The following is a 20,687-nucleotide window of genomic DNA, read 5'->3' as shown; positions in this document are numbered from 1 at the left end:
TTTCAATTTTTAAGTTTGTACTTACAATTTCTTAATAATTATGAGCCAATCAATGATTATTCGTGTTCTGATTGTTGACGATCATTCCATTATCAGACAAGGATTGGCAACCATCATTAACCGCGATCCAGAAATGACGGTGATTGCTCAAGCAGAAGATGGGCAAGAAGCGGTAATTCACTTTCGTGACTACAAACCAGATGTAACGCTAATGGATTTACGAATGCCGCAGATGGGAGGAGTTGAAGCCATTACTGCTATTTGTACTGAATTTAAACTTGCCCGAATTGTTGTGTTAACAACCTATGATAGTGATGAAGATATCTATCGCGGATTGCAAGCAGGCGCTAAAGGATATTTACTTAAGGATGCTAAACCCAACGAACTTCTGAGTGCGATTCGCACAATTCATCGCGGTCAGCAGTATATTCCACCAGAAGTAGGGGCAAAACTAGTGCAGAGGATGAGCAATCCAGAACTGAGTGAGCGAGAGCTAGATGTACTCCGTTTAATGGCACAAGGAATGAGTAATTTAGAAATCAGCACTACTTTGAGTATCGGTGAAAGCACCGTCAAATCTCACGTTAATCGAATTTTAAGTAAATTGGGAGTGAATGATCGCACTCAAGCTGTGATTGTTGCAGTTAGACGAGGAATTGTCAGTTTGTAAGCAAGTTGTACTAAAGTTTGAATTTAGATTCCAACTTTAGTTGGAGTTAATCTTCCACTTATGTATGGACAGATTCATCAATCGTTGTATTGTAAAAAAGTTTCAACTCTGAGTGGACGACAAACAAGAGTCAATTGCATATATTGAATTCATGCAAATACAAAGAGCAATTTAGTTACTTTCCTTGAGTTTGCTTTGCACAGATTTCACAAAGAGGGATGTATGATGGTCGCTTGCGATGAGCATACTTGTCCTCGGAGGTATCAGTGAGTTATGACCGTGACGACAGTTCGTTATTCGTTCTACCTTCAACACAGGATCACATACAAGGTGTGCTGGATGCAACTGTGGTGCTAGTAATGTATGGGGATTACCAATGTTCTCAGAGTGCAAACGTTTATAGGCTAATTAAAGTTATTCAGCAACAGCTTAGTGTTTTTTTAGGAGAGGATTATTTGTGCTTTATATTCCGTCATTTTCCACAAACACAGCGCCATTCTCATGCTCAACGTGCGGCTGAAGCAGTCCAAGCGGCTGGCGTGCAAGGCCAGTTTTGGCAGATGCACAACACTTTGTTTGACTATCAACAAGAGTTGGGAAACAGTTATCTTGTGGAGTATGCCAATAATTTAGGACTAAATATTCCCCGATTTCTGCAAGATATCTCCAATCAAGTACATATAGCTCGCATTCATCAAGATATCGAAAGTGGATTACACAGTGGAGTCACTGCCGCCCCAGCACTGTTTATTAATGGAATTAGATATACCAATCGCTGGAACCTTGAACAGTTGATGGCAGCTATTGCCACTGCAAGTAATTAATGAGAAGGTCAGCAATTATGCAAAGAAGAACCAGTTTTGAAAGTAAAGGGCTAAAGTGTTCCGTCACTTTCTACACTCCAGATAAAGCCGCATCTGGCAATCGCTATCCAGCCATTGTCATGGCTCATGGAATTGGCTTGACCAAAGAAATGGGATTGCCGCAGTTTGCTGAGTTCTTCGCTCAAGCCGGGTTTGTCGTTTCGCTGTTCGATTATCGCTACCTTGGTGCTAGTGAGGGAGAGCCTCGTGGACAAATGCTCCCTACCGAGCAGCATGAGGATTTCCGCAATGCTATCACCTGGACTCAATTACAAAGCGAAGTTGACCCTGAGCGCATAGGTCTTTGGGGCTTCTCCTATAGCGGCGGTCATGCGCTGCATCTGGCTGCATTCGATCCGCGCGTGAAAGCGATCGTCGCACAGATGCCTACGGTGAATGCGTTTCTCAACTCCCGTCGCCTGGTCTCCCCACTTGAACTCGATGAACTCACAAAGGTGCTTTCACAAGACCGGATAAAACGGTATCAAACCGGAGAGGTGAGCTACTTCCCTTTAGTAGCCCCGCCAGGTCAACCCAGTTTCCTAGCAACACCCGACGCTTTCAATTGGATTGAATCGGCCAAGAGCGCCAGCGAAGGAAGATGGGAGAATCGCCTCACCTTTGAATCGATTGAACACTGTCTCTATTACGAACCGATTCCTCATCTGGAGGCAATCTTTCCAACGCCAGTATGCCTGATTGTGGGTGAGAAGGACTTTCTTGCATCTCCCGACTTGACCGCCTCTGTCTATGCGCGGGCGATGGAGCCGAAGTCTCTGACAATCTTGAAGGGCGGACACTTTGACGGCTTCCAGGGAGAGGGGTTCGAGATTGCAAGTACAACTGCCTTGGAATGGTTCGAGAAATATTTGCAACAAGCTTAAAAGTCTTTCCAGGCATTCTGAAGCAATCTCACAAGACAGAAACCTTGAGGAAAACAAGGAAATATACAAAAACTTTTAAAAGCTTACTTATGATTAAGAGTGAGTCTGAGACGGTAACAAAAATCCATGACTTTGATGTTGCTGTTGTAGGTGGGGGTGTGTCAGGTGCCTATTGTGCCTGGCGACTCCAGCGAACTCCAACTGAGCAACTTGGATCGGATCTTGCACTTCTTGCCAAGCAGCACCCAGACAAGAAGCTACGCGTGGGTTTGTTTGAATATAGCGATCGCATCGGAGGGCGTTTATTGTCATTACATCTTCCTGGTGTCAATCTGCCAGTAGAGCTTGGTGGTGTGCGTTTTCTCGAAAGCCACAAGCGCGTAGTGAAATTGGTAGAACACTTTGGACTTAGTAAAGAAGAGCTTCCGGTGTCCGATCCCGATGGTAAACACCTTTTCTACCTCCGTGGATACCATTCCACAGCCTCCGACTGGAACCGACCAGGGTTCGATCCGCCCTATCGATTGGAAAGCAGCGAGCGTACGCGATCGCCAGGGCAACTTCTCCATGAGGTTGCGTTTCGCCATCGCCAACGTGTCCAACAGAACCCAGAGTATTACCGTAACATAGGCTTTTGGAACCTGCTGCTGGATGAGTTGAGCGATCAGGCATACCGCCTCATCCGCGATGCAGTTGGGTACGAAAGTATCGTCAGCAACTGGAATGCTGCTGAGGCGATTTTATTTTTACTAGCTGATTTTGCACCAGATGCCAAGTATTATCGCTTGCAAAAAGGGTTTCAACATCTGCCCCATGTTATGAGCGAAGACTTTAAGGCAGCAGGCGGTAAGATTCTGAAATTACACCGTTTACACCGTCTTGATCGCAATCCGTCCAATGGCAATATCCGTCTAACCTTCGATAAAGGACTAAGTTCTTCAAAGCTCTCCGGCCGACGTATTTTGGGTAAGGAAGTCTTGTATGAAGCTCATCATGTGATTCTGGCTTTGCCTCGCAGAGCAATCGAGATGCTTCATCCCGACAGCTTTATCTTTGATTCAAGTACATTTGAGAGCGATATCAAAGCTGTGCTAGCACAGCCTACTTTCAAGATATTCGCAGCCTATCGTCGTCCCTGGTGGCAAACGGCTAGACAAATCTCTGCGGGACGCTCTATCACCGATCTACCTCTGCGGCAATGTTACTACTGGCACACCGCCGATGGAAAAAATGGAAACTGGAACTCTGTGCTAATGTCCAGTTACAGTGATGGAGCGAGTGTCGAGTTTTGGGCTGGTCTTGCGCGTGACCCTAACCGATATCAGCCTCCATTTCACTCTTCCCCACCAGGTATTGGGATTCCTGCTGAGGGCGACTTAAATAATTCACTTGCGCCAAAGGCAATGGTTGAGGAAATGCAACGTCAACTGCGCGAATTGCACGGAGTTGCTGACTTACCTGTACCAGATCCACTAACATCTCCTTTCATTCCGCCTTATATAGCCGTATTTCAAGACTGGACACAAGATCCCTTTGGTGGGGGCTGGCATTTCTGGAAAATTGGAGCTGATTCTAAACAGGTGATGCAAAGAATGCAGCGCCCTCTACCTGAAGAACCCTTGTATATATGCGGTGAAGCTTGGTCTACTCAGCAGGGATGGGTAGAAGGTGCGTTGGAAACGGCTGATATAGTGCTTGAGGAACAATTGCATTTGCAACCCCTGTACTGACAATGCCCATTTCCTAGCTGTTAGTACCGATATGCTGCTTGAAGCACAACTGCATTTACAACCAATTAATGGATAACTAAGGAGGCGGCAAACACAAGCTACATCGGTGCAAAGTAGATTTTGACTGCTTAGTACACACATCATTCATCAATAGGAACAATCTCATGACACAATCTCTCTGGTTTTTTGGCGCTCGCCTCAACATCATTGCCGATCACACCACCACTGGAGGTCAGTACGATCTGATCGAAGGCTACTTCCCCCCTGGCTCACAGACTCCTCCCCATCGCCACACGCGCTATTCTGAACAACTATATGTGCTAGAAGGAGAAATGACGGTCTGGGCAGGTGAGAATAAGGTTGTACTGAATGCTGGTGAAAGCTTTTTGATTCCGGTTGGCACACCTCACGTCGTCGCTGCACTCAGCGATAAGCCAGCTCGCGGCTTGGTCGTTGCTTCTCCCAGTGCCTTTGCCCGGCTGATTGCAGCAGTGGGAACGCTGGATGAGACAGAACCACCGGACATGGAGCTAGCTGAACGCATTACTGCTGAGATTGGTGACGAAATTCTGGGGCCGCCGGGAGCTTTACCCACCGCTTAATTCTATAAGAACATAGTAATACTCTGAGCATTGGTCGATTTCTTAATTTGTAACAGCCGATACTTTGTTCTCCAGCGATCGCTTTAGTTTGCGATCGCGCGTAGACAAGGCAAAGGCTTCTGACAGCATGGATACGGTATGTCGGCTCAGGGACAGCAAGTTGGAAAGCACAAAAGATTGCGAATCCATTTTCCCTATTTGGCAAAGCCAAACTAAAACTACTAAATCATGTTCAAACTATCCGTTAAATTGTCTGTTGCAATAGTCATTCTTACAGCATTAGTCCTGATCGGTTTGCAATCTTTTCAAGCAAAGCCTGTTCTATCTAAAACGCCAGATATACAAGCTCTGAATCAGTCAAGACTTGTTGCAACTGCCCCCACACCCCCCAACCTTGTCCGTGCTGTATTGGGAGGCAGACCTGTTTATGTGCTGTACGTGACCCGAGCCGAAGATACTGTCTTGGTGCGTTGTTACCCTACCTATGAACCCACAATCACGGTTCGACCAATGGGGGGTGATTCCAATGCCAACGCTCAGAGGGAAGGGGTCATGACCTGCCGTCCTTCTGCATAAAAACTATACTGAGCAACCCATTTGAAAAGAAAACATACACCAAGAAATTTTCATATGCACAAGATAATGACAAAATTCTGAGTCCGCCTAGAACTTTACTTTCCGCATAAGACAACAAATCGATTCACAAAAAAGGAGACTCTAATGCCTTACGTTACTGTCGGTAAAGAAAACTCTGGAAACATCGATATTTATTACGAAGATTTCGGAGCAGGTCAGCCGATTGTGCTGATCCACGGGTTTCCTCTAAGCGGTCATTCCTGGGAAAAGCAGGTGGGAGTTTTGCTGGACAAGGCCTATCGGGTCATCACTTACGATCGCAGAGGCTTCGGAAATTCTAGCCAGCCGTCCTTTGGCTATGACTACGACACCTTCGCGGAGGATCTCAACACGCTGATCGCAAAACTTGACCTGCGCGATGTTGTGCTGGTCGGTTTCTCAATGGGGACTGGCGAAGTGACACGCTATTTGGGTAAGTACGGTTCGGAGCGCGTCAGTAAAGCCGTGCTAATGGCTCCGGTGCCACCGTTCCTGCTCAAGACAGACGACAATCCGCAAGGAGTCGATCACAATGTCTTCGATGGGATCATGAAGAATATCGTTGCTGACCGTCCAGCATATCTGTCCGCATTTTTCAAAGACTTTTACAACGTGGATATACTTCTCGGCGATCGCATCAGTAACGATGCCATCCAAGCGAGTTGGAATGTTGCAGCAGGAGCTTCCGCTAAAGGAACTCTAGACTGTGTACCGTCTTGGTTGACCGATTTTCGTGACGATCTACCACGCATCGATGTACCAACTCTGATCATTCATGGAGATAGCGATCGCATCCTTCCATTTGAGTCTACCGCAGCGAGGCTGCCGCAGCTAATTAAAGATAGCCGTCTCGTGGTGATACCTGGCGGCCCGCACGCTATCAATTGGACTCATGCCGAACAAGTGAATCCTTTACTGCTGGACTTTCTTAAAGGAAATTAATCAGAATTCCAAAATCCACCCGAAATCAACAGTATCTGTTGCGATTGTTAAGAATTCTTGCAAAAAAGAAAACATGGATCTTCAACAACTTACGGCGCTGGAAAATATTCGTCAGGCCAAAGCACGCTATTGCCGATTCATCGATTTGAAGCAGTGGGACGATTTCAAAAACTTATTTACGCCGACGGTGCATATTACTTTTCATGGTGTTGAAGGAGAGCTATTATACCAATTTACAGACCTTCAAAGTTTCATCGACCAAACAGCAACCACGTTAAGCGGATCTCAGACCATCCATCAGGTTCATAACTCTGAAATTCAATTGACTTCGGAAACGACAGCGCGGGCGATCTGGTCGATGGAAGACTGGATTATTTATCCCGAAGATGTAAAGGGGCTTTTCAAAATGCTTCATGGCTTCGGACATTATTACGAAACGCTGGAATTGAGAGAGGGCTGCTGGCTCACCACGACACTTAGCTTAAAAAGAACCATTTTGGCTATTACCTGATCGGTGCAAGGAAAAAACATGGTTCAGAAGATGAAAGCGGTCATAATGACCGAACCTGGCGGTTTGGAAGTGTTGACTTACACAGAAGTCGATATGCCGCGTATTGAGCATCCAACCGATGTACTAGTAAAAATCAAAGCGGCAGGTGTTAATCCAGGCGATTGTCAAAATAGAAAATTCGGGTTTCCTTCCTATGCAGCAGGGGCAGGGAAACAGGGCTTTAGTATCCTGGGAATGGACGGAGTTGGCATCGTCGAGGCGATAGGAACGGGCATCACGCACATCAAGCCGGGTGATGAAGTATGGTATTATGACGGCGGCTACGCAGATAAACATGGTAGCTACGCGCAATATAAAGTCGTTAATGGTCATTATTTGTCCCCAAAGCCGAAGTCGCTTGATTGGGTAACAGCCGCAGCGTTGCCCGTCGTCGCTTTGACGGCGTGGGAGGCGGTAATTGATCGGGCGAATGTCCAATTAGGTGACTTTGTATTGGTACACGGCGGCGCTGGTGGGATTGGGCATATCAGCATCCAACTGGTGCTAAATCGCGGTGGACGTGTGGCGACGACAGTTAGTGGCACTGCAAAGGAAAAATTGGTACGTACACTAGGAGGCGAAGTACTCATCGACTATAAAAAAGTGGATGTGAAGCAAGCGCTGATTGACTGGACAGGCAAGGATGGTGCAGATGTTGTGCTTGACTACATTGGTCGTGAAAACTTTGCCAACAGCATCGACCTAGTTGCACCGTATGGAACGCTCGTAAATACAGTCGTCTCTAATTGGCCGAATGGGAATAATCTCGTTGCTGAATATAAAAATTTGAGTATGAAGTTCGTCAATATTGGTTTGCCGCAAGTGACTGGCAACCATGAATTTCGGGTTCGCCAAACGCAGGTTCTCAAAGAAATCTCACGACTCGTCGATGCTGGTGAATTGCAGGTTCACCTCGATCGAGTTTTTCCACTTCAACAAGTAGCCGAAGCGCAGCGATCGCTAGAGGCTGGTGAAATCATCGGGCGCGTTGTCATCGAAGTGTAATCAACGAGTAATTATGATAAAAAACGGAAAAATCGGCGTTGGTATCATTGGTGTTCATCCCTCGCGCGGATGGGCTATGACCGCGCATATACCTGCGTTGCAAGTATCACCTGATTTCAAAATCGTTGCATTGACAAATTCAGATTTAAATGTGGCGCACGAAGCAGCACTTAAGTTTAATGTACCGTATGCCTTCCAACGTCACGAGGATTTGTTGGCGTGTCCAGATGTGGATTTGGTTGTCGTTACCGTCAAAGTACCATATCACTTTGAATTAGTGAGTGCTGCAATCCGGGCTGGAAAATCGGTTTATTGCGAATGGCCTTTGGGTAACGGACTGCAAGAGGCAGTTGAACTGGAACAACTCGCTAAAAAATACAAAGTTCATGCGGTGGTGGGATTGCAGTCTCGCACAACGCCGGAGGTTAATTTTATTCGTGACTTAATTCGTGATGGTTATGTAGGCGAAGTTCTGTCCGTTTCACTTATTGGTTCAGGAATGATCGGCGGAGCAATGATTCCTGAACAATTTGCTTATACTCTAAATCCAAAGAATGGTGCTGGCATGATAAACGTTGCCTTTGCCCATGCGATCGATGCTGTGGGTTATGTGCTGAACTCTGAGTTGAGTGAGGTCATGGCAACGTTAGATAGCAGGAGAAAGACAGCGCAGGTAGTCGAAACAGAGGCGATCGTTGCAATGGAAACACCGGATCAAATTGTCATCAGTGGTAAAATGAATAGCGGTTGTGTGGTCTCTGCCCATTTTCGAGGGGGTTTATCACGAGGCAGCAATTTCAGGTTGGAAATTAATGGGACGCAAGGTGATCTGATTGTCACAAGTTCGCTTGGCTATCCTGGGCTTGGCAAAACTAAAGTCCAAGGTACTCAAAGTGAAAATGCTGCTATGCAAGACCTTGATGTCCCGCAAAAATATATAACGGCAAATGCAGATATAGGGATAATAGCAATGACAGTTTTTAATAATTATGCCCTACTTGCCAACGACCTTAAAAGTGGAACAAAGACGACACCGACATTTGCAGATGCTGTGATTTTACACCGCCTCATAAATGCCGTTGAACAATCGGCTGCAACTGGTAGTAGACAATATACCTAAAATTTCTGCGAAAGATTGCTAAACGTTACTCGGTAATTATAAGCATCATCATAAAAAACTAGACGGAAAAATTGCAGTCGTGATAGAAGCATCTTAAAGAATTGATGCCTCAATCGCCCAATACCTAATAGCCAAAGGTAAGGAGGAAAATTATGAACATTAACAAAAATGACACCGCAATAGTAGTTATTGATCCGCAAAACGATGTCTTGAGCGAAACAGGGGTTTCTTGGGATTTGGTAAGTACCAGCGTTAAAGACAATAACACTATCGAGAACATTGAGCGAATCTTCAAAGCCGCGAAAGAGCATGAATTTGAGGTTTTCATCTCCCCTCACTATTACTACCCCACCGACTACGCCTGGAAATTTGCCGGAACTGTAGAGCAAATGATGCTTAAATCTAAGGAGTTTGATCGTAGGGGTGCGTTGAGCCTCGACGGTTTTTTGGGGTCGGGTGCTGACTGGCTTGATCGCTATAAGCCCTTTATTGAGGATGGCAAGACAATCGTGGTTAGTCCCCACAAAGCCTATGGCCCACAGAGCAATGACCTTGTTTTGCAACTGCGTAAGCGCAATATCAACAAAATTATTCTGCTCGGAATGTTAGCAAATATTTGTGTTGAAGCTCACCTGCGCGATTTAATCGAGCAAGGATTCGAGGTCGCTGTCATCAAAGATGCAACGGCTGCCCCTCAACATCCAGAACTGGGTGATGGCTACAAGGCTGCATTGATCAACTTTGCATATCTTGCCAATACTGTTCTGTCCACAAACGAGCTTATAGAAGCAATGCAATAACGTCAAACTCAAAAGAAGCGGATTCAATTTCCGATTCACATTCTTCATTTTGATGCAAGTTGACGACACAATAATTCATCAATCATTTAGAGTATTATTTCCATGACTGTTCATAGCTTATTGACTCCGGAAAACTCCACTGTCATCTTTATTGATCATCAGCCGCAAATGACCTTTGGCGTGGCGAATATCGATGCTCAGACGTTGATTAATAATACCGTCGGCTTGGCAAAAGCAGCAAAGATTTTCAATGTACCAACTATCCTTACTACTGTTGAGACCAAAGGTTTTAGCGGCTATATGTGGCCCCAACTACTAGAAGTCTTCCCTAACCAAACGCCAATTGAACGCACCAGCATGAACTCCTGGGAAGAGTCCAAATTTGTAGCCCAAGTCGAGCGCATCGGTCGCAAAAAACTGGTAATAGCGGCATTGTGGACAGAAGTATGTTTAGTGTTCCCAGCAATTCAAGCGATAGAAGCGGGTTATGAAGTCTATGCAGTTGTGGATGCGTCCGGTGGTACTAGTCAAGTTGCTCACGATGCTGCCATTCAACGCATTGTCCAAGCTGGATCTGTGCCTGTGACATGGCAGCAAGTGCTGTTGGAATATCAACGCGATTGGGCGCGTAAGGAAACTTACGATGCTGTAATGGGTCTGGTTAAAGAACACTCTGGAACCTATGGAGTGGGCGTTGAGTACGCCTACACAATGATACATGGTGCGCCTCCGAGTAATCAGAAAGTGCCTACCTTGTCTGATGATTAGAGTACAAGTATTGTGAGGAGTTGTAGTGTGAGTATTTGTTTTAGTACGAAGCTTGCACTATACTCAATCGTTCTTTGTACTTACACAGCAGTAACCTTGCACGCACAGTTTATCCCCGGTGGAGAGAGGCATCGAACACAGCCAATTCCCTATTTCTAAGGGTCTGGATTTCGCTAATCATTTCACCTCATGCTCAACCTTCTTAATCCCATTCTTAATTTCCGTTTTATTTCAAAGTGTGCTGCCGAAAATTGCTGAACAATCTGGTGTCTTTAGGGTGGTTGTTCTCAATGAAACTTTTTTTTCAGTTAATTCTCTCGTCATGTCTAATCTTTGAACTATACCTCACTCAAAAAGGTATTTTTGAGTCTGCTGATGCCCAGGATATGTTACACGATCAAGTTACATCTGTTAATCAACTTACTGATGTGCAGCATACAGATTTGGCATTTCAAGCATTTCAAGCATTAGTTAATCGCTACGGCTGCATTGTTGATTATCCTAATCAAACATTTCAGGGCAATCGCTCAATTACTCGCTATGAGTTTGCTGTCGGGTTGAATGCTTGTGTTGCTCGGCTCAATCAGCTACTAGCTAGTGCGACAGCAGATTTGATTAAGAAGCAAGATTTACAAACTTTGCAAAGACTTCAAAAGGAATTTGCAGTAGAACTCTCAATATTGCATGGACAGGCAGATTCCTTAGAAGCGCGCACGGATCAATTCAATTCTCAGCAATTCTCGACGACAACAAAATTTACTGGAGAAGCAGTTTTTGTCGTGAGTGGTGCATTTGGCGATGATAAAGCTGTACCATCAGGAGAAACAACTGGCTTCAGGGGTAAGGTCGGTAACAGTATCATTTTTAGTGATCGCGTGCGGTTAATCTTTAACACCAGTTTTACAGGGCAAGATTTACTGAGAATTCGGTTTCAGGCTGGCAACATTCCTAGCTTTAGGGAAGCCACAGGAACAAATATGGCTCGCCTGAGTTTTGATGGTGATACAGGCAATCGATTAATTTTAAATCAACTCTATTATCAATTTCCCATTGGGCCTGCTGTTAAGGTGACTGCGATCGCCCAAGGTACTTCGTTTGATGTGGTCGATACCATTAATCCTCTATTGGGAAGTGATGGCAAAGGTTCTATCTCCGCATTTGGGATTCGCAGCCCCATCTACCGTGAAGAAACAGGTGGGACAGGTATTGGTATCAGTTATAACTTGAACTCAGCCATTAATTTGGCAATGGTTTATCTTGCTACTGAAGCTGGCAACCCGACTGCGGGATCTGGATTATTTGATGGTTCTTACTCTGCTCTAGCACAACTAACGTTCCAACCCACGAAATCCTTAAGTTTTGGCTTAACCTATGCTCGTTCTTTGAATGCGATCGATATTAGTACAAGTAGTACCATTACCAATGACCCCTTCAATGGAGCCAGTAACAACATTGTTGGGAATAGCTATAGTCTTGCAGCTTCCTGGCTCGTCAACCCTGCTTTCAGATTAGGGGGATGGGTAGGATATCTCCAAGCATCGGCACAACATCTCTCCAATGATCCCACCGCTGAGATTTTTTACTATGCTGTTAATTTTGGATTCCCAGATTTGGGCAAGGAAGGCAACCTATTAGGGTTTGTCTTTGGGCAACCCCCCAAAGTGATCGCTAATGAGTCTGGGGTAGTAGATCGCAACACCTCGTTGCATTTTGAAGCCTTATATCGATTTCAAGTGAATGATAATGTCTCAGTCACACCTGGTGTAATCGCTATTATCAACCCTGATCACAATAGCAATAATGACACGATTTTTGTTAGTACCATTCGGACGACGTTTCAGTTTTAGGCTCTGTACAGGCACGATAAGATCTGTTTTCTTTTTTAACTATTAAATTACCTAGAACGTTAAATTCTATGTTTGATGAACCATTAGCAATCAATATAAGTGAAGAAAACTGTCCAGTCACTGCTGTGATCTCTCATGTAGTGAGACCGAGACGTGAGCAAGGTTACGAAGCATGGTTTCATGGCATTGCCGCAGATGCACGAAAATTCAAGGGACATCTAGGTGTCAGCACTATTCGACCCCAAGATCATCTCCATCCTGAGTACGTAGTCATTCTCAAGTTCGATTGCTATGACAATCTCAAGACCTGGTTAGAATCGGATACTCGGCGGGAATGGATTGAGCGATTGCAACCCTTGATTGAAAAGCCAGAAGATATTCAAACCCTGACCGGATTAGAAACCTGGTTTACCCTCTCAAACAAGCCTATGATGTCTCCACCACCTCGCTACAAAATGGCATTAGTGACTTGGCTAGGAGTATTTTTCACTCTTCCTCAGCTCAATCGTTTGCTAGTACCGTTGCTGTCTGGACTACCTGTATTGCTTAATCAACTGATTAGCACAGGACTCAGTGTCGTTCTGCTGACCTATGTGATTATGCCGCGCCTAACGCAATTATTTCGTAAATGGCTGTATCCCATTTCATACACCTCTTCTGCCACTTTCCGGAATAAACAAGTAGTAAATAAGTCAAATCATCCAGAAGTATAACAGGGGTTAAACTGATTTATGGCAGTAATTAACTGATTGAATTTAGTAATAAGTGTGAATTAAAGAAAATACCTAGCTAAGAACAAATCAACAAAAATAATAAAAGTGGTTGAATAATTAAACACAGATTATTTAAAGTATTCTTCCATTTGTATTCATGATTCCATTGTGAATGATTATAAAAATCAACATCACTATTTTCTCCTTTAGCCTGAATTTAACGAGTCGAAATGCTAGATTGTGATTTCATTCGCCCCCATCTTTGAGGTGGGTGAGGTTTTAGTAAACAACACCTAGATACAAATTTGCTTAGTTGAGTATTTTGTAAACGAGTTTATTATATGCTGAAAAATACTTTTTTGAAAAAGTTTGCTACTGCCGCAGTAGTAAGTGCATTTTTATTGTGTGTAGGTATTAATAATGCCTACGCAGCTTCTTTCAACTCTATTTCTCGTATTTATGCTTTTGGCGATAGCTATTCAGACAATGGTGCAGCACTTAAAATTACAACAGCAGCAGTCAAAGCTAAAGTGCCTGGAGTATTTATCTTCCCTCGATTGGATATGTATGACTCTGATGGTCGGTGGACAAATAATCCCGGATTAACCTCAGTTGAAATACTGGCAAAACAAGAAAATTTACAGTTAACAAATTATGCTGTAGGTGGTGCAAAAAGCAGCAATGGGAATTTATTTAATTGGCTCGATCAATATCAAGATACGGGTTTATTTGGTCAAATCAAACAATATAAAACAGAAGTTAATCATGTGGCAGATTCTCAAGGGTTATACTTCATTTTTATATCTATAAATGACTTGTTAGAAAAATTACTTAATAATCAGACTAGTTCGGTTAATGCACTAGCTGATGCTGCTGTTAATAATATTGCTTCTGGGATATCACAACTTGCAGTGCTAGGTGCAAAACAGTTTTTTGTCGTAAATTCTACAGATCTAGCTGCATTACCGCTTTCTAAGAAATATTCACAAGACGCAGCTAAGTTTAGAGATGTTATCAATGAAAGTCTTCCCCATCAAATCGATACCCTGAATAAACAGTTAGGTGTTGAAATTGCACTATACGATCACGTTGCAATTAGCAACAAAATTCGCTCTAACCCAACAGCATATGATCTTACTAATGTAAATGATGCTTGCGAACTTTTATACACTACTGGTGGGTTAAAATCTAGTTGTTCAACACCTGATAATCATTATTACTTCGACGAGATTCATCCCAGTCGTCGTGTACATCAAATCATTGGTGAAGATATGGCCAATTTCTTAGAGACACGAAAAATAACGACTCTTCCTGAATCATCGACTGTTGTCACTTTAATATCTTGTATGGGTTTGATAAGTCTACTACAGTGTAAAGTTATAGTAGGTAAATAATATTTATCTGTCTTGCGATTATCGTTTCTTATGCTCAACAAAACGTTGTTTTGTGATATCCTCGGCTAAAAAGAAATATTTTTATCCAGCAAAGGGTTCAAGGTTTAAGTGCGTTCGCTCCAAATGCAGGCCATGTTTCACGACAAGCCGAAAGGAAGGCGGCAACAACTTCATGCAAACGCGTCTACGCTTTGTTCTTCTAGAGCCAATTCAGGTACTTCAATAGCAGTAATATTAATTGTAGCTGGATTCTCTTCTTGGGGAAGTTTATTTGAAAGTGCGCTTTCATTGCATGAGGCAAAGATAACGGTGGTACATTTAAGTTACCAACTCATAATCAGCGGCAATTGGGGTCGAAAATCTACCTGTTTCCCCTGTTCCTCTCCATCAAAACCAAGCTCTACACAATAGTCTATTCCTACTCGCAGCTTCATTTGATTTGTATCAATCACTGCTTGAAGTTCCGGTGACAAACCCTTTGCATAAGGGCCAATCAACGCTACACGCGTAATCTCGCGCCAACCAACACTATGCTCTAAAGGTTGTAATTTCTCAGTAGGGTATCGATCTGGACGTTGACCAAATGGAATTTGAAATAGCATTGGCTCGGTTAATACTTCACTATTTGTGCCTACCGCAATACTGGTTGTTTGGGGCAAATAAGGTGGGCGATATGCCCAACTAGAAAATGCTATTGTGTCACCAGAACCTACCGCAGGGCGTAAACATATCCCAAATGGACACGCACCATTTTTTCGATTCGTCCATCGCTCCCATAGACGAGTCAGATGAATTTGCTCAGACTTTGCTTGTTCGGGATTATGTACCCACAAAAATTCCAGCATGGCGTTGTGAAAAAAGAAACGACGATTAGCTGTGCCTTGCCCAGGATGTGGGTTAGATGAACCCTCAACTAGACCAAATGATACTAAAGTTTCAGCTTCCCAAGCATTAATATCAGTACAGATAAACAGATGATCTAATTCAAATGCCATAGTTTCAAAACTAAAAGAGGATAAGCTTACTCGGCTTCTTAAGTCTAATGATTCCAACTGACAAACTTCAAGCACCACTATTACCAATGGTTCAAGCCACTTATTTCATGTCCACATAAAAACTGCATAGCATTAATTTATAATCTCGTATTCTTTCTCTATAACACTCAATAATTTCTCCTCAACCGCCGTAAGATAAGGACGGTTCAACTTCCCCAACGACTGCAACAGATTTTTGACTGTCTCCTCCAGAGAATCCGAATATATTCTGCTGATGCGATTGCAGATTTCTTGCATCTGCTGACATTCATCTGGCAGATACTTAAAAGATTTGAGATGCTGCACCCCAATCGTCAATTCACAATCCCAAGTTTTCACCATACAGCTAAACTCACCAACATAAGTCACGATGCACCAACAGCCACCTTTACCCCTAAGTTCTGGGTTATCCTTGGCTAAGATTTGGCAGACTTCGCCAATCTGATAAGTGTTGGGAACTTGGGTGCGTTCGAGGATGCGTTGCACCACATCTTTAACGATACGTCCTGACGGGACTTTGCCCCCGGCTTCCTCCACTGCACTTTGCCATGCTTCAACCTGCTGTTGGGGTTCTAAAGCTACCAGAGGTCTAACTTGTCTTTCATTTGTTGGAAAAACTTGTCGTTCATCTTGGGATATTTCTGAATTTTGTAAACCATTGGTTAACAAATTATCCATGACTGTCGCTGCGGCGATTTTATAACTTGCGGCAATTCGCGTGTAACCAAATCTATCGCGGCAATATTCCTCAAAGGTTTTGTGAGTGGATCTGTACAGTCTGCGATCGCGTAACTCCGCCAAAGCCTTACCAGCCTCAAAAAATGCCCGTTCCACCTTACGTTCCAAATGTAGGCGATCACTTTGTTCTTGCTCGGTCAATTCAGGAACTTCAACAGCAGGAACGTCAACGATTGCTGAAGCCGGGTCTTCTGAAGGGGTGATGTCTGAGTTGAGAGATGCTGAATTACTTGATTCGGCAGAGGTAGCTTTTTTGTGCTTACGGGGTGGGGTGTTCATGTGCCTACCTATAATTCGGCCTTGTCTGAACCAGTATTCAAATCTGCCATGATTACTGTTGAATAAAATTTATGGGGTTAGTATCTTTAACCCCATTGAGGATATTAAAGTATTGCAGACATATCAAAAAGTAAATGAAGTCTTAGCAATCGCTCATCTGAGGCGAGCAATTAATTTGCAACTTTAAGCACTTTCGTCAATAAAAAACATTTCACCTAACGAGGCATTAAATAATTTGCAAACCTTAATTACTGTTTGATTATCCAAACGACTAAAGCGATTGTGATACAACCTTCCAATAATTGTCGGACTTAACCCAGTTCGTGCAGCAACCTCTTGCTGGGTTAAGTCTTGTTCCTCCATGTACTCCCGAAGTTTACATTTCACGTCCATTACGTTGAATTCTATCTTACAGAATAATAGTTTAATACTTTCCTGTCAACAGCTATCTAGCATTAAGTTGACAGCTATATATATAGCTGGTAGTATATTGACATAGAGAAAGCGCTCCCGACGGCGAATCTGAAGCGCTCTCTGTCCCGATAGGAACTTATTAATCATGACACACACTATATATAGCCATCAACAGCTGCAACTGAAATCTATTGCTCAACTGAAGCATATCTACACCGAAATTGGCTGCACAGTTGAAATAACAGACAAACGCTGCAAGAATTCTTGGATTAGTGCGATCATTTCCCACCAGTCCGCCCAGCTTCAGAAGATTGACGAACAAGCCCTCGCCCAAGCCGAACTGAACCGCCACATCGCAGACCAAGCTAACGTGATCGCACCCGACAAATTAACGATAGTCGAAATATCTTTCTACGATCAGGAATACTACGCAGACAACCAGTTGATAGCTGCAATCACCCATGATGCCGATGACTTTGCGACGCAGCGCTGGGTAGTGATGGTGAACGGTGCGGAAGTCCATCGTGCTACTACCCCAATGCAGTGCCACCGCTACATCTGCACACATTACAAAGATGGTTCATTACCAGTGCAAGAGCAAGAAGCAGGGGGGCAGGGAGCAGGGTGCGGAGGGGAAACTTCTTTGTGCCCCTTGTCCTCTTCTGCTACTGGCAACGAAATCATGGTACAGATTTTCAACGAGTGTGAGCAACATGGTTTGGAATTGCTCGACGATGGGATTTATACCAGTGATGGTGAGAAACTAGGCGAAGTCGGCTGCACAGATGGTCATTGGTGGGCCATACGCGCAACTGAAGGGAATCAGGAGCGATTACCCTGTAGCTCAGTGGAGTCGGCAGCACGATCGCTCTTTGGGGTGAAAGCTGTGTCTTATGAAGAATTGTTAGACCGACCGTTTGAACAGTTGACCCCCCAGGATTGGCAAAGGCTTTTGAACTATGAGGCGCATTCAGAAGCAGTAGCAGCGTAATTTTCACAGGGCGATCGCTTTTGTCAATGTTGAGCGATCGCCTCCAGCACTTGCAAGCCAATCGCCCTAACCCATCCTCACAAATCACCAATTAAATATATGCAACCCACAATCACGATACCCAAAGACTGGGAGTATCCCCGCTTTACTCTGGGTGAGCGCCATTCTAATTCAAAATTGAAGAAGGTAATTTTGCATTTTGAATTTTGCATTTTGAATTGTTTTGGACAAGGCTGGCGCTATACCGTACTGCCAAACAAAAATTCTTCAGAAGTCCGGCATTATTTTGACGACCAAATCTAAACGCTTTCTGTTGCAGAGATACAGGCACAACTCCAGGCTGAAATTGAAGAGCATCAACAGCAAATCAAAACCCTGCAACAGCAATTAGCAACAATTATAGGAGGCAACATAAATGCCTAAGTCACAGAAGAACTTTTCCGAATTGACTGCTGCTAATTTATTGCACTCGCTGCGTTGTCGTGGTGGTTGTGCGCCATTGCATACTATTAAGTTTTCCAATGTGGCTATTCAATCTTTGCTAGATAGAAAACTTGTAAAAGTGCAGAACACTGGCTGTGGTTTTTTGTTGGAAATCGTTGAGGAAATGCAATAAAAAGTCAGGAGTTACGAGTCAGAATTCCAAAGGATAAAAGCTGAGTTGGGCATAGCAGATTCATCAGTTAAATCCTTGATTAGTAATTATTCTGACTCTTGAATTCTAGCTTTGGGATTTTTTAAAAAGGAGCAATTAAAAATGTCTCATCCCAATTTGCATATATTAATTGATGCGGCACAGCTAATCCTTGAAGAGATAGCCAGACACCCAGATTACCAAGCACTTGATTATCAGCCTGATTTAACAATCGTGGATGCCCAAACTGCACTGTCTTACTTAATTCATGCGACAACGCCGTTAGAGAGTTTCAGAGAGGCTACGCCTGCAACTACTGTTTGAGCCTAGAATCACTGGTTAAGGTCGGAGCGTTACCACTTCGACCTTAGCCAGCGAGTATGTCGATGGAATAAATTAATTGAGTAGAAAGAACATTGACAAAGCAAATAATGTAGTAATCAATCCCATCGTTCCAGATGTACTTATGGGTTCAGACGTTTAATGGATGTAGCCTTCGCCAAATAAGTAATATTAAGTTCTCCTTGTGTTACTATTTGATCCCAAAGAGCGCCCCAACCCTTTTCCAATCCAGTCACAACGGGTATTTCTTCTGGATCGAAATTATCTAGCAGAATCGTTTGGATAACGATAGGTGTGATCCAGGTTAAGCCATAATAAGCGGGGATATTTGTCATCACACCATACCCCTGCACAGAATACATATACTGGATCATGCCCACAAGGGAAAGTAGTCCGTTTTCATCCAAGAACTCATAAAACGTTTTATCCCGCAGTTCCTCTGGTGGTTTCAGTGGCATCGGCGTTTGTGAACCCATGATTTTCCAATGAAGGACACTGTACTTGGCGAGTGCTAAAGCAATATAAGACATTACAACGTTTGGCAGTTCATTTGGATCGAGATTTAGTAAGGCTTTAGCCTTCAAAAGGATATAGTCTTGTTGTGGAAGAATCGCCTCATTAGGAACATAAGGCGGTTCAAATTCCCCTTCGATGACAATCCCTCTAAAATTCGGTTCACCTTTAGCGAAATTAATTTGAGCGTTGTCCACAAAAAATTCCTTGAGATCCTCAACCAGGTGATCATAGGCTGGCGATAAATAACATGTGCCTAACTCACAGACCGTATTCTCTGGTGATCCGCCTGGATAAGGTTCGTTTTCAGTAATGGTATAGGTTTTTCCACAGTATCGGTCGGTTGATTCCAGAATTTCTATATCCGTGTATCCCAACCTCTTTAGCCTAGTGGCAAACAAGAGACCGCTAACACCAGCACCCAGGATTACAATAGGCGCGTTTAACTCAGTTGGTAAGGGTTTTTCTGCACTGCCGACAAAATTCAGCACTAATTCGGCGTAATCCCAGCAATGCAAGACCGATTCAAAACAAGTGAATCCATGTACATACAAAGTCTTATTTTTACCTTGCAAATTCAGAATCTTCCAAGGTAACTTTTCCTCGAACAAGCCCTCATTAGAGAAGTGATCAAAGTAAGGCGTAGTAAAGGTTTTCAGTACTTCGTATTCGGTAGAGAATGGCCACCAGTCGCTGTTTGTCAATTGCTGGTTAAGTATTTTTTCAAACTCATTGGAGGACAATGGTGTCTCTGCTTCGCCTTGCAATTGATAGACAGTTACCAAGTTATACGCCATCTCATTCGCAAGGTTAGAGCCAAATTGCTTGACGGACTCATTACGATATGCATAGATACTTCCATCCATTTGCCCCAATACTTTCGGAGCAAAGATGCCAGGATATGTTGCCTGGGTAGATGGATTATTGATTTGGACTTTAAGTAGCGAGGTATGGAATGTAAAATTTTTCAACTTGTCAAATATAGCGAGTTCTTCAGTCGTGTAATCACAAATGTTATACAAATTCCTGGGGTCACAAGCTATGACAAGTAATTCGCACTCTTTTGGGGGTTGAATATTACCGTTGATTGTGTATTCAAGGAGGACTGGGTTAGAACGTGAGGGCGAAGAAGGCGCTACGTCCTTGCTCTTTATTTGCTGTTTCATTGCTTAGTTGTTATTTAAGACAAGGAGGACAAAAGGCTTAACTACACCGCTTCAAATTTCCATTTGAAGTGAT

24 protein-coding genes and 1 pseudogene are annotated in these 20,687 nt (G+C 43.6%); 19 read left to right on the top strand and 6 right to left on the bottom strand.

The features are described 5' to 3' along the window. Positions 1-40: 40 nt before the first annotated feature. From AC5JL8_RS27495 to AC5JL8_RS27475, 5 genes are all read left to right on the top strand, one after another. On the top strand, positions 41-670 hold the full coding sequence (locus tag AC5JL8_RS27495) for a response regulator (protein WP_495882858.1): 630 nt from the start codon (positions 41-43) through the stop codon (positions 668-670). A gap of 266 nt (positions 671-936) precedes the next feature. Beyond that, the gene (locus AC5JL8_RS27490; protein ID WP_495882857.1) at positions 937-1,494 is read left to right on the top strand and encodes a DsbA family protein; all 558 of its coding nucleotides are present in this window, start codon (positions 937-939) and stop codon (positions 1,492-1,494) included. Positions 1,495-1,511: 17 nt separating this feature from the next. Then, positions 1,512-2,417, top strand: a complete 906-nt coding sequence (locus AC5JL8_RS27485) for an alpha/beta hydrolase (protein WP_495882856.1) — start codon at positions 1,512-1,514, stop codon at positions 2,415-2,417. Positions 2,418-2,506: 89 nt separating this feature from the next. Continuing rightward, positions 2,507-4,147 carry a flavin monoamine oxidase family protein gene (locus AC5JL8_RS27480; protein ID WP_495882855.1) on the top strand — a complete coding sequence of 547 codons (1,641 nt, stop codon included), beginning with the start codon at positions 2,507-2,509 and terminating at the stop codon, positions 4,145-4,147. 164 nt (positions 4,148-4,311) lie between these two features. After that, positions 4,312-4,749: a cupin domain-containing protein gene (locus AC5JL8_RS27475; protein ID WP_495882854.1), complete on the top strand. Its 438-nt coding sequence runs from the start codon at positions 4,312-4,314 to the stop codon at positions 4,747-4,749. A gap of 42 nt (positions 4,750-4,791) precedes the next feature. Here the strand turns inward: AC5JL8_RS27475 and AC5JL8_RS27470 are convergent, their stop codons facing one another. Then, positions 4,792-4,938: a hypothetical protein gene (locus AC5JL8_RS27470; protein ID WP_495882853.1), complete on the bottom strand. Its 147-nt coding sequence runs from the start codon at positions 4,936-4,938 to the stop codon at positions 4,792-4,794. Positions 4,939-4,977: 39 nt separating this feature from the next. Here AC5JL8_RS27470 and AC5JL8_RS27465 point away from each other — a divergent pair, with 39 nt between their 5' ends. From AC5JL8_RS27465 to AC5JL8_RS27425, 9 genes are all read left to right on the top strand, one after another. After that, on the top strand, positions 4,978-5,325 hold the full coding sequence (locus tag AC5JL8_RS27465) for a hypothetical protein (protein WP_495882852.1): 348 nt from the start codon (positions 4,978-4,980) through the stop codon (positions 5,323-5,325). Between the two features lie 144 nt (positions 5,326-5,469). After that, complete coding sequence (locus AC5JL8_RS27460; protein WP_495882851.1) at positions 5,470-6,306, top strand: alpha/beta fold hydrolase; 837 nt, start codon at positions 5,470-5,472, stop codon at positions 6,304-6,306. 73 nt (positions 6,307-6,379) lie between these two features. Next, on the top strand, positions 6,380-6,817 hold the full coding sequence (locus AC5JL8_RS27455; protein ID WP_495882850.1) for a nuclear transport factor 2 family protein: 438 nt from the start codon (positions 6,380-6,382) through the stop codon (positions 6,815-6,817). 18 nt (positions 6,818-6,835) lie between these two features. Continuing rightward, positions 6,836-7,861, top strand: a complete 1,026-nt coding sequence (locus AC5JL8_RS27450) for a zinc-binding dehydrogenase (protein WP_495882849.1) — start codon at positions 6,836-6,838, stop codon at positions 7,859-7,861. Positions 7,862-7,874: 13 nt separating this feature from the next. Continuing rightward, entirely contained in the window at positions 7,875-8,981 is a 1,107-nt protein-coding gene (locus AC5JL8_RS27445; RefSeq protein ID WP_495882848.1) for a Gfo/Idh/MocA family protein, read from the top strand. Between the two features lie 152 nt (positions 8,982-9,133). After that, positions 9,134-9,781 (top strand): cysteine hydrolase family protein, encoded by a 648-nt coding sequence (locus AC5JL8_RS27440; RefSeq protein WP_495882847.1) that lies wholly within the window; start codon positions 9,134-9,136, stop codon positions 9,779-9,781. Positions 9,782-9,883: 102 nt separating this feature from the next. After that, positions 9,884-10,549: a hydrolase gene (locus AC5JL8_RS27435; protein WP_495882846.1), complete on the top strand. Its 666-nt coding sequence runs from the start codon at positions 9,884-9,886 to the stop codon at positions 10,547-10,549. Positions 10,550-10,839: 290 nt separating this feature from the next. Next, a complete protein-coding gene (locus tag AC5JL8_RS27430) occupies positions 10,840-12,396 on the top strand; it encodes an iron uptake porin (RefSeq protein WP_495882845.1) in 1,557 nt (518 codons plus the stop codon). 68 nt (positions 12,397-12,464) lie between these two features. Continuing rightward, positions 12,465-13,109 carry an antibiotic biosynthesis monooxygenase gene (locus tag AC5JL8_RS27425; RefSeq protein ID WP_495882844.1) on the top strand — a complete coding sequence of 215 codons (645 nt, stop codon included), beginning with the start codon at positions 12,465-12,467 and terminating at the stop codon, positions 13,107-13,109. Here the strand turns inward: AC5JL8_RS27425 and AC5JL8_RS27420 are convergent. Continuing rightward, positions 13,094-13,305, bottom strand: a pseudogene (locus AC5JL8_RS27420) (IS701 family transposase); the annotation flags it as partial. The gene AC5JL8_RS27425 and the pseudogene AC5JL8_RS27420 sit on opposite strands and share 16 nt — an antisense overlap. Before the next feature lie 145 nt (positions 13,306-13,450). Between AC5JL8_RS27420 and AC5JL8_RS27415 the strand changes: the two are divergent. Beyond that, positions 13,451-14,503, top strand: coding sequence for an SGNH/GDSL hydrolase family protein (locus AC5JL8_RS27415; protein ID WP_495882843.1), 1,053 nt, complete (start codon positions 13,451-13,453; stop codon positions 14,501-14,503). A 323-nt stretch (positions 14,504-14,826) separates the two neighbouring features. Here AC5JL8_RS27415 and AC5JL8_RS27410 read toward each other — a convergent pair whose 3' ends face one another. From AC5JL8_RS27410 to AC5JL8_RS27400, 3 genes are all read right to left on the bottom strand, one after another. After that, positions 14,827-15,498, bottom strand: a complete 672-nt coding sequence (locus AC5JL8_RS27410; RefSeq protein ID WP_495882842.1) for a hypothetical protein — start codon at positions 15,496-15,498, stop codon at positions 14,827-14,829. A 132-nt stretch (positions 15,499-15,630) separates the two neighbouring features. Continuing rightward, positions 15,631-16,554 (bottom strand): hypothetical protein, encoded by a 924-nt coding sequence (locus AC5JL8_RS27405; RefSeq protein ID WP_495882841.1) that lies wholly within the window; start codon positions 16,552-16,554, stop codon positions 15,631-15,633. A 183-nt stretch (positions 16,555-16,737) separates the two neighbouring features. Beyond that, entirely contained in the window at positions 16,738-16,947 is a 210-nt protein-coding gene (locus tag AC5JL8_RS27400; RefSeq protein WP_495882840.1) for a helix-turn-helix domain-containing protein, read from the bottom strand. Between the two features lie 166 nt (positions 16,948-17,113). Between AC5JL8_RS27400 and AC5JL8_RS27395 the strand changes: the two genes are divergently transcribed. From AC5JL8_RS27395 to AC5JL8_RS27380, 4 genes are all read left to right on the top strand, one after another. After that, positions 17,114-17,959, top strand: a complete 846-nt coding sequence (locus AC5JL8_RS27395; RefSeq protein ID WP_495882839.1) for a hypothetical protein — start codon at positions 17,114-17,116, stop codon at positions 17,957-17,959. A gap of 99 nt (positions 17,960-18,058) precedes the next feature. Then, positions 18,059-18,262: a hypothetical protein gene (locus AC5JL8_RS27390; protein ID WP_495882838.1), complete on the top strand. Its 204-nt coding sequence runs from the start codon at positions 18,059-18,061 to the stop codon at positions 18,260-18,262. Positions 18,263-18,374: 112 nt separating this feature from the next. Then, positions 18,375-18,575, top strand: a complete 201-nt coding sequence (locus AC5JL8_RS27385) for a hypothetical protein (RefSeq protein WP_495882837.1) — start codon at positions 18,375-18,377, stop codon at positions 18,573-18,575. A gap of 141 nt (positions 18,576-18,716) precedes the next feature. Beyond that, positions 18,717-18,917, top strand: a complete 201-nt coding sequence (locus AC5JL8_RS27380) for a hypothetical protein (RefSeq protein ID WP_495882836.1) — start codon at positions 18,717-18,719, stop codon at positions 18,915-18,917. Positions 18,918-19,057: 140 nt separating this feature from the next. Here the strand turns inward: AC5JL8_RS27380 and AC5JL8_RS27375 are convergent, their stop codons facing one another. Next, positions 19,058-20,614, bottom strand: a complete 1,557-nt coding sequence (locus tag AC5JL8_RS27375; protein ID WP_495882835.1) for an NAD(P)-binding protein — start codon at positions 20,612-20,614, stop codon at positions 19,058-19,060. Positions 20,615-20,687 lie beyond the last annotated feature (73 nt).

It is taken from the genome of Mojavia sp., from assembly GCF_059505145.1.
Note: the sequence above shows the minus strand (reverse complement) of the source record. Positions and strands in the feature narration are given on the sequence as shown.